At 64.9% G+C, this 10,178-nt stretch carries 2 protein-coding genes; one reads left to right on the top strand and one right to left on the bottom strand.

The features are described from left to right. A partial coding sequence (locus PVZ80_RS17880; RefSeq protein ID WP_273864320.1) for a non-ribosomal peptide synthetase occupies nt 1-7,248 on the top strand: 7,248 nt, incomplete at its 5' end. Between the two features lie 409 nt (nt 7,249-7,657). On the opposite strand, the gene PVZ80_RS17875 is transcribed toward PVZ80_RS17880, so the two are convergent. Further along, on the bottom strand, nt 7,658-10,132 hold the full coding sequence (locus tag PVZ80_RS17875) for a TonB-dependent siderophore receptor (RefSeq protein WP_009049994.1): 2,475 nt from the start codon (nt 10,130-10,132) through the stop codon (nt 7,658-7,660). Between the last annotated feature and the right edge of the window lie 46 nt (nt 10,133-10,178).

Here is a 10,178-nt window from a genome sequence, read left to right as displayed (position 1 = left end):
CGCCAGGACTGGGATCACACCCAGGTGGTTTACCCCACCAACCGCTTTGTCCACCAACTGTTCGCCGACCAGGCGGCCAGGGCGCCGGAGGCCCCGGCGGTGTTCTTCGCCGAGCAGCGCCTGAGCTATCGCGAGCTGGACATCCAGGCCAACCAGCTGGCGCACAAGCTGATCGAGCTGGGGGTCGGCCCGGAAGTCCGGGTGGCCATCGCCATGCCGCGTTGCGCGGAGATCATGGTGGCCTTCCTGGCCGTGCTCAAGGCCGGCGGGGTTTATGTGCCGCTGGACATTGAATACCCCCAGGATCGCCTGCGCTACATGATGCAGGACAGTGGTGCCTGGTTGCTGCTGACCCAGAGCCATCTGCTGGATCGCCTGCCGATTCCCGATGGTTTGCCGACCCTCAGCGTCGAAGGCGCGGCTGACTTTGCGGCTTACCCTATGACCAGCCCGGAGGTGACCCTGGCCGAGGAAAACCTCGCCTACGTGATCTACACCTCCGGCTCCACCGGCCTGCCCAAGGGTGTGGCGGTGTCCCATGGCCCGCTGGCGATGCACAGCCTGGCCACCGGCGAGCGTTATGAAATGAGCCCGGCGGACTGCGAACTGCATTTCATGTCCTTCGCTTTCGACGGCTCCCATGAAGGCTGGATGCACCCGCTGATCTACGGTGCCAGCGTGCTGATCCGCGATGACAGCCTGTGGTCGCCGGAATACACCTACGAGCAGATGCACCGCTACGGCGTCACCGTCGGTGTGTTCCCGCCGGTGTACCTGCAACAGCTGGCGGTGCACGCCGAACGCGACGGCAATCCGCCGGCGGTGCGGGTCTATTGCTTCGGCGGTGACGCGGTGCCGCAGGCCAGTTATGACTTGGCCTGGCGGGTGCTGCGGCCGAAGTACATTTTCAACGGCTACGGCCCGACCGAAACCGTGGTCACCCCGCTGATCTGGAAGGCCAAGGCCGGCGATCCGTGCGACGCGGCTTATGCGCCGATCGGCAATATCGTCGGCAATCGCAGCGCCTACGTCGCCGATGCCAACCTCAACCTGCTGCCGGTGGGCGTGGCGGGCGAGCTGTACCTGGGCGGCCTGGGCGTGGCCCGGTGTTACCTGGATCGGCCGGGGCTGACGGCCGAGCGTTTTATTCCCGACCCTTACAGCACCAGCGGTGCACGGCTGTACCGCAGCGGCGACCTGACTCGTTATCGCACTGACGGCCTGGTGGAGTACGTCGGTCGTGTCGACCATCAAGTGAAGGTGCGGGGCTTCCGTATCGAGCTGGGTGAAATCGAGGCGCGGTTGCTGGAGCAAGACTCGGTGCTGGAAGTGGCGGTGATCGCCCAGCCAGGCCCGAGCGGCCAGCAACTGGTGGGCTACATCGTGCCGGTGGATGCCGACGTTACTTCGAGCAACGAACGCCAGGCGCAGCTGCGGGAAAGCATCAAGGCCCGCCTGCGGGAAAACCTGCCGGACTACATGGTGCCGACCTATTTGTTGTTCCTGGAGGCTTTGCCGCTGACGCCGAACGGCAAGCTGGACCGCAAGTCGCTGCCCAAGGTCGATGCGCAACTGATGCAGCAGACCTATGTCGCGCCGCAGAACCCACTGGAACAGCAGATCGCCGCCATCTGGGCCGATGTGCTGAAGCTGGAACAGGTCGGCGTGACCGACAACTTCTTCGAACTGGGTGGCGACTCGATCATCTCGATCCAGGTGGTCAGCCGTGCCCGTCAGGCCGGTATCCGCTTTACCCCGAAAGACCTGTTCCAGCACCAGACGGTGCAGGGACTGGCCACGGTGGCGGAGCAGGGCGAGGGCGGATTGCAGATCGACCAGGGCCCGGTGCGCGGCGAGATGGCGCTGCTGCCGATCCAGCAATGGTTCTTCGACACCCCGGTGCCGGAACGTCAGCACTGGAACCAGTCGGTGCTGCTCAAGCCGGCCCAGCCGCTGCAAGCGGATGTCCTGGAAACGGCCTTGCAGGCGCTGACGGTGCAGCATGACGCCCTGCTCCTGCGTTTTGTCGAGGGCGAGGGGGGCTGGAGCGCAGCGTTTTCCGAGTTCGACGAGCAGGCGCAACTGCTGTGGCAGGCCAGCGTGGCCAACGATCAGGAGTTGCAGCAATGCAGTGAACGCGCCCAGCGCAGCCTGAACCTGCAGGACGGTCCGCTGCTGCGTGGCGTGCTCTTTACCCTGGCTGACCAGAGTCAGCGCTTGTTGCTGATCTTCCATCACCTGGTGGTGGACGGGGTGTCCTGGCGGATCCTCCTGGAAGACTTGCAGGCGTTGCTGGGCAACCGGCCGCTGCCGGCCAAGTCCAGTTCGACCCAGGCCTGGGCCGGGCAGTTGCAGGCGTATGCCCGCAGCACAGCCCTGCAACAGGAACTGGCTTACTGGCAGGCGCAGCTGCAAGGCGTCGACTCGAACCTGCCCTGGGATCACGCGAGCGACGGGCTGCAGAACCAGCACGCGTGCAGCGTCGACACCCGACTGAGCAAGCGCGATACCCAGCGCCTGCTGCAGGATGCCCCGGCGGCCTACCGCACGCAGATCAACGATCTGCTGCTGACCGCGCTGGCCCGGGTCATCACCCGCTGGACCGGTGGTGACAGCGCCCTGGTGCAACTGGAAGGCCATGGCCGTGAAGAACTGTTCGACAACCTCGACTTGAGCCGCACTGTGGGTTGGTTCACCAGCGTGTTCCCGGTCAAGCTCACGCCGCAGGCGGCCCTGGCCGACTCGATCAAGCAGATCAAGGAACAGCTGCGCGCAGTGCCGAACAAGGGCATCGGTTTTGGCGCCCTGCGTTACCTGGGTGACGAGGTTGCCCGGCAGACTTTGGCGGCCCTGGCCGTGCCACGCATCACCTTCAACTACCTGGGCCAGTTCGACGCCAGCTTCGATGAAGAGCAGGCGTTGTTCATGCCGGCCGGTGAAGCCAAGGGTGAAGACCAGAGCCCGCAGGCGCCCCTGGGTAACTGGCTGACTCTCAACGGCCAGGTTTATGGCGGCGAGCTGAGCCTGGGCTGGAGCTTCAGCCAGGCGATGTTCGAGCCGGCGACCATCCAGCGCCTGGCGGATGACTATGCCGAGGAGCTCAAGGCGCTGATCGAGCATTGCAGCCAGCCGCAGCATCGTGGTGTCACGCCGTCGGACTTCCCGTTGGCACGCCTGAGCCAGCAGCAACTGGATCGCTTGCCCGTGCCGCTGGCGCAGATCGAGGATCTCTATCCACTGTCGCCGATGCAGCAGGGCATGCTGTTCCATACCTTGTACGAGCAGCAGGGCGGCGACTACATCAACCAGTTGCGGGTGGACGTGGACGGGCTCGACCCCGAGCGTTTCCGCCAGGCCTGGCAGGCGACTGTCGAGCGCCATGACATCCTGCGCAGCGGTTTCCTCTGGCAGGGCGAACTGCCGGCGCCGATCCAGGTGGTGTACAAGCAGGTCGGCCTGGAGTGCGCCGAGCATGACTGGCGCGGGCAGGCGCAGTTGCAAGAGGCGCTGGACACCCTGGCGGCGACCGAGCGCCAGCGCGGCTTCGACCTGGCGACGGCGCCGTTGCTGCGCCTGACCCTGGTGCGCACGACCGAGCAGCGTTATCACCTGATCTACACCAACCATCACATCCTGATGGACGGCTGGAGCAATTCGCAGCTGCTCGGCGAAGTGCTGCAACGTTATGCCGGCCAGCTGCCCGCGCACCTGACCGGGCGCTATCGCGACTACATCGCCTGGCTGCAACGCCAGGACGCCCAGGTCAGCGAGGACTTCTGGAAGCAGCAACTGCTGGGCCTGGATGAACCGACGCGCCTGGCCCAGGCTCTCGCTCCGGGCGCCCAGGCGCTGGAGGAGCGCGGCCATGCCAGCCATTCCTGCACCCTGGACGAGCAACAGACCCAAGGCTTGAGCGAGTTCGCCCGCCAGCAGAAGGTCACGGTCAACACCCTGGTGCAAGCCGCCTGGCTGCTGTTGCTGCAACGCTGCACCGGGCAGGACACGGTGGTGTTCGGTGCCACGGTGTCTGGGCGTCCCGCGGAGCTTAAAGGCGTGGAGCAGCAGATCGGCCTGTTTATCAACACCCTGCCGGTGGTGGCCGCGCCGCGTCCGGAGCAGTCGTTGGGCGAGTGGCTGCAGGTGGTGCAGGCACGCAACCTGGCCTTGCGCGACTTCGAACACACGCCGCTGTATGACGTGCAGCGCTGGGCCGGCCTGGGGGGCGAAGCGCTGTTCGACAACATCCTGGTGTTCGAGAACTACCCGGTGTCCGAGGCCCTGGAAAAAGGCTCGCCGGCGCAGCTGCAATTCGGCGCGGTGGGCAATCATGAACAGACCAACTACCCGCTGACCCTGTCGGTGTTCGTCGCTGAACGCTTGTCGTTCGACTACAGCTATTCCTTGCAGCACTTCAGCGCCGCAGCGATCGAGCAGTTGGCCGCCGGGTTGCGGCATCTGCTGTTGGCCATGCTCGGCAATGCCCGGCAGTGCCTGGGCGAGATGTCCCAGCTCAGTGACGGGCAACGGGCGGCCAGCGAACTGGAGTCGCGTCGCGCGCTCACTCAAGTGGGCCGGGACTTGAACGTCCACCAGTTGATCGAGGCCCAGGCCCGGCGCACCCCGGATGCGGTGGCGCTGCTGTGTGGCGACCGGCAGCTGAGCTACGGCCAGTTCAACCAGCGCGCCAACCAACTGGCCCACAAGCTGATCGAGCAGGGCGTCGGCCCGGATGTCCGGGTCGGCATCGCCGTGGAGCGCGGGCTGGACATGATTGTCGGCCTGCTGGCGGTGCTCAAGGCCGGGGGCGCCTACGTACCGCTGGACCCTGAATACCCGCAGGACCGCCTGCACTACATGATGCAGGACAGCGGTATCCAGCTACTGCTGACCCAGGCGCCGTTGCTCGAACGTCTGCGCGCAGGCGTGGAAGTGCCGCACCTGTGCCTGGACCAGGACCATGAATGGCTGGCCGGCGCTGACCGGGGCAATCCGGTTCAACGCAGCAACCCGGAGAACCTGGCGTATGTGATGTACACCTCCGGTTCCACCGGCCGGCCCAAGGGCGTCAGCATCACACACAATGCCCTGAGCCAGCATGCGCGGGCTGCGCGGGATTATTTCAAGATGACCGCCGAGGACCGCGGGCTGCAATTCTCCACCTTCAACTTCGACGCCTTCGTCGAGCAGCTATACCCGGCGCTGATCTGCGGCGCCTCGGTGGTGATCCGCGGCAAGGCGTTGTGGGACAGCGAGACCTTCTACCGCGAGTTGATCGGGCAGGGCATCAGCATCGTCGACTTGAGTACCGCCTACTGGTTCATGCTCGGTAAGGATTTCGCGGCCAAGGGACCACGGGACTTCGGGCGCCTGCGCCAGCTCAACCTGGGCGGCGAGGCCATGCCGGCCGAAGGCGTGGCCGCCTGGAAACAGGCCGGGTTGACGGACGCTTGCCTGCTCAACACCTATGGCCCGACCGAAACCACCGTCAGTGCCACCGCCCATGATTGCGAGGCTTACCTGAGCGGTGCCGAGCCGTTGCCCGCGGTGATCCCGTTGGGCAAGGCGTTGCCCGGGCGTTCCATCTACCTGCTGGACAACAGCGGCAACCTGCCGCTGAACGGCGTCGTGGGTGAGCTGATGATCGGCGGCGAGCTGCTGGCCCGGGGTTACCACGATCGCCCAGGCCTGACGGCGGAGCGTTTCATTCCCGACCCGTTCAGCCAGGACGGCGGGCGCCTGTACCGTTCCGGCGACCTGGCGCGTTATAACGCCAACGGTGTGATCGACTACGCCGGACGCATCGACCATCAGGTGAAGATCCGCGGTTTCCGGATCGAGATGGGCGAGATCGAAGCCCGTCTGCTGGAACAGCCGCAAGTGCGTGAAGCGGTGGTGCTGGCCCAGGACGCGGCCGGTGGTCCGCAGTTGGTGGCCTATCTGGTCACCGCCCAGGGTGTGAGCGCAGACAGCCAGGACGACCAGGCCCGGTTGCGCGAGCAGTTGAAAGCGGCGCTCAAGGCAGTGCTGCCGGACTACATGCTGCCAGCGCACCTGCTGTTCCTCGAGGCGCTGCCGCTGAGCCCCAACGGCAAGCTGGACCGCAAGGCCCTGCCCAAGGCCGACGCCAGCCTGCTGCAGCAGGCCTATGTCGCGCCGCAAAGCGAATTGGAGCAACAGGTCGCGGCGATCTGGGCCGAGGTCCTGGGTATCGAGCAGGTGGGACTGGACGACAATTTCTTCGAACTGGGTGGCCACTCCCTGGATGCGTTGCGCCTGATCGGCGCCCTCAACCAGGCGCTGGGGTTGCAACTGAGCATCAATGCGCTGTTCAGCGCGCCGACTGTCGGGCAACTGCTGGTCGTCGTCGACGCCGGCCAGGCCGCTGTGGCGGACAACGTCATCGCCCTGGGAGGCTCCGGCCAGCCGCTGTTCTGCTTCCACCCGGCGGGGGGCAGCGTGTATGGCTACCTGCCGCTGGCGGCGCGACTGCGCGATCGTTGCGCGGTGTATGGCGTGCTGCATCAGTCCTATCTGCAGGCCGACTGGAGCGAAGTCTCCTGGCAGGCCATGGTCCAGCGTTATGTGGCCAGCATCCGCCAGGTGCAGCCGGCGGGGCCTTACTACCTGGCCGGTTGGTCCCTGGGCGGGTCGATTGCCATGGATGTGGCCAGCGAGCTGGAGGCAGTGGGAGAGACGGTGCGCTTCCTCGGGCTGCTCGACCCGACACCGCCCCAGGCGGCGGTGGAGGACAGGGTCGAGGAACAGGCAGTGCCGGTCACGGTGACGGCCGAGTCCGAGTGGCGGGCGATCGTCGACAAGCTTTGCCTGCTGTTCCCGGCCAGCGCCGAGCTGATCGGGCAGCGGTTGATGCAGGAGGCCGAGCTGAACGGGCCCGGCATCCATGGCTGGGTGTCGCGCAATATCGCCCTGGAGCCCGGCGAGCTGGAGCGGGTGCTGGGGTTGTTCAAGGCGGAGTTCGATGCGTCGTTGGTCAGCGCCGTGTTCAATGACTTGAGCGCCTTGTCCGCGGCCTATGCCTATCGTCCGTTGCAGGTCGCGCCTCATCTGTGGTGGTCCGGCGATTATTCCGACCAGGCCATCCAGGCCCTGGAACAGGTCATGGGCCGAGAGGTGCTGGGCGGACGGCCAGTGGCGTCGCTGAAGACGGGCTCCCGCCATGAGGAGATGGTGAACAGCGAGGTCCTGCTGGCAAGTTTCAGAAAGCACTTGCTGACCTGCTTGAACTGAGGGCGAACCCCAGGCCTGGACCGGTAACGGTCCAGGCCTTTTTTGTGCCTGTCTTTTTCTGCCCGGGCTTCCCTCGAAACCCCATCCACCGCCCAGGCAGCGATTGGTCTGTGAAGGCGTGCTTATGCCTTGCGCGCCTGGCGGTTGCGATCGCCGGCAAGCCGGTTCCTACGGAGGAGCGGGGACAGGGATAGGGGGCGTGATGCAAGCGGGCTGGTGTAGGCGCTGGCTGGCCAGCGAAGGCCTGCTTATGTCTTGTGTGCCTGGCGGCTGCTATCGGCGGCGGCTGGCATCTAGAGGGGAGGGGAAAAGGCGTCGGACCGGGCGCTGGGGCCGTGGATCCGACGTGGGCAGGGCGGTGTCGAGGGGGCCGTCGCCGTTGGCGCCGACCCCGGGTCAGGGGAGGAGATTAGAGCGACCAGCTGACGGTGACCATGGCGTTGCGCGGATCGCCGTAGAAGTTGTTGCCGTAGTCGGTGTTGCTGCTGATGCTCTGGTAGTAACGCTTGTCGAAGACGTTGTTGAGGTTCAGGCGAATGTTCACATTCTCCGAGGCCTTGTAGCTGGTCATCAGGTCCACCAGGGTGTAGGCCTTTTGTTCGATGTGGTAGTCGAAGGTGGTCAGGTATTCGTTGGTGCCCTTGTTGTAGATGGTGTTCTGCCGATACAGGCCGCCACCGATGGTCCAGCGGTTGAGGTCGCCGGGCAATTGGTAGGTGGTGAAGGCCTTGAACACATGGCGCGGGATATCGGTGTCGAACAGGGTGCCTTCCTTGGTCGGGTCGGAGTCCTTGGTGTACTTGACCGAGGCGTAGGTGTAGCCGGCCCCCAGCTGCCAGCCCGGGGCCAGGGAGCCGTTGATTTCCAGCTCGATACCTTGGCTGCGCACTTCGCCAGCGGCTTCATAGCAGTCGTTCCCCGGAGGGCACAGAATGGGGTTCAGTAGCTTGGCGCGGTTTTCCTGGTCGATGCGGAAGATCGCCGCGCTGGCATTCAGGGCGCCGTCGAAGTACTCGCCCTTGATGCCCATCTCGTAGTTCTTGCCTTCGATGGGCTTGAGCGCGTTGTTGGAGGCGTCGAGCTCGGTCTGCGGCTTGAAGATGTCGGTGTAGCTGACATAGACCGAGTGATGCTGGTCCAGGTCGTAGATCACGCCGGCATAGCGGGTCAGGTTGCGGGTGACCTTGTTGGGCAGGCTGGTGGAGGAGGGCTTGCCGTTCCAGGTGGTGGTCACATCGTAGTCGTACCAGTCCAGCCGTCCGCCGAGGATGAGTTTCAGGTCGTCGGCAAGGTTCAGGCGCGTGGTGACGTAGGTACTCTTCAGTTCGCTGGTGCGGTCCTGTGTCCAGGGGTTGGCACTCATGTCCGGCTTGGGAATGCCGGAAGGATTGTTCAGGTCGGTGTGGGTCTCGAGGTCGATGGGCAGGCCCTTGCCCTTGAACTTCAGGTCGCGCTTGCTGGCGCCCACCACCAGTTCGTGGGTACGGCCGAACAGCGAGAAGGGACCGCTGACATAACCGTCGTAGCTGCTCTGCTTGTCCTTGTAGTCGTACCGGCCGATGTTCTGGCCGAACTCGACGTAGTCGCTTTGCCAGGTGCGCATCGGGATGGAGCCGAGCATGCTCAGGTCCGACCAGCTCTTGCTGGCGGCCAGGAGCATTTTCCAGTCGTTGGCGAAGCGGTATTCCAGGCGGGTGAAGGCGGTGGTGTTGTCCTGGTCCCAGAATTCCCAGTCGCTGCCCAGGTAGGTCGAGCGCTTCAGGTGCAGGTCGCTGCCGTCGGCGGCCACCGGCAGGCCGCCCCAGGATGTGTTGTTGTTGGCGTTCTGGTTGGAGATGCCGAAGGTGAAGGTAGTGTCTTCGTTCAGGTCGGCCTCGGTGATGCCGTAGAACACCGAGCGCTCGGAGCTGACGAAGTCCTGGAAGCTGTCCTTGGTCTGGTAGGCGGTGACTATCCGGCCACGCAGGGTGCCACTTTCGTTCAAGGCATTGGAAGCGTCGAACTCGGTGCGGTAGTTGTCCCAGCTGCCGGCGCTGCCGGTGAGGGTGACCCGCGGGGTAGCGGTCGGACGCTTGTGCACCATGTTCACCGCGGCCGAGGGGTTGCCCGCGCCCTGCATCAGACCGGTGGCGCCGCGCACCACTTCCACCCGGTCGAAGATCGCCATGTCGGGGGTGGAGTTCATGTCCCGGCTGAGGTAGTGGCTCAGGTCGTTGGACAAGCCGTCGACCATCAGGTTTTCAATGGCGAAGCCGCGGGAGTAGAAGGTCGGGCGCTGCGGACCGTCCTTGGTCACGGAAATGCCCGGGGTGGCCTTGAGCACATCCTCCAGGGTCTTCATGTTCTGGTCATCCATGCGCTGGCGGGTGATGACCGTGACCGATTGCGGTGTTTCCCGGGCCGTCAGGGCCAGCTTGCTGGCGGTCTGCATGGGCCCGGTGGTGTAGGAACCGGTGTCTTCGGTGGTCGAGTCCAGGCCCTGGGCGGTGATGGTGCTGGTCCCCAGTTCCAGTGAACCGGCGGAAGCCCGGTTGAGAATGGTCACCGAGTTGCCCTTGAGGGAATAGGCGACCCCCGTGCCATTGAGCATCGCCGCGATGGCCCGCTCCGGCGAGTAGCTGCCGGAGAGCGCATTGCTGCGCTTGCCCTGCACATCGTCGGGGCTGTACAGCACTTGCAGGTTGGCCTGGCGCCCGAACTCCTGCAGGGCCGACGCCATGGATTGCGCGGCGATATTGAAATGGATTTCCTGGGCCTGGACCTGGGCCATCAAGGGCAGGGTCAGGGCCAGGCCCAGGGTGCGGGAAGCCATTCTCGGCGAGAACGCCTGGCCAAGCAGGGCTTTGGCCAGAGGAGTCAGTCGATGTTGTGCGGGCATGCTCATGTGCTCTTATAAAACGGCAGAGGTGATGATTGTTAATGCTAGTAAT

It is taken from the genome of Pseudomonas sp. B3G-3 (genome assembly GCF_028640915.1).
Taxonomy (GTDB): domain Bacteria; phylum Pseudomonadota; class Gammaproteobacteria; order Pseudomonadales; family Pseudomonadaceae; genus Aquipseudomonas; species Aquipseudomonas chlororaphis_I.
The sequence above is the reverse complement of the archived record's forward strand: the minus strand, read 5'-3'. Positions and strand labels throughout refer to the sequence as shown.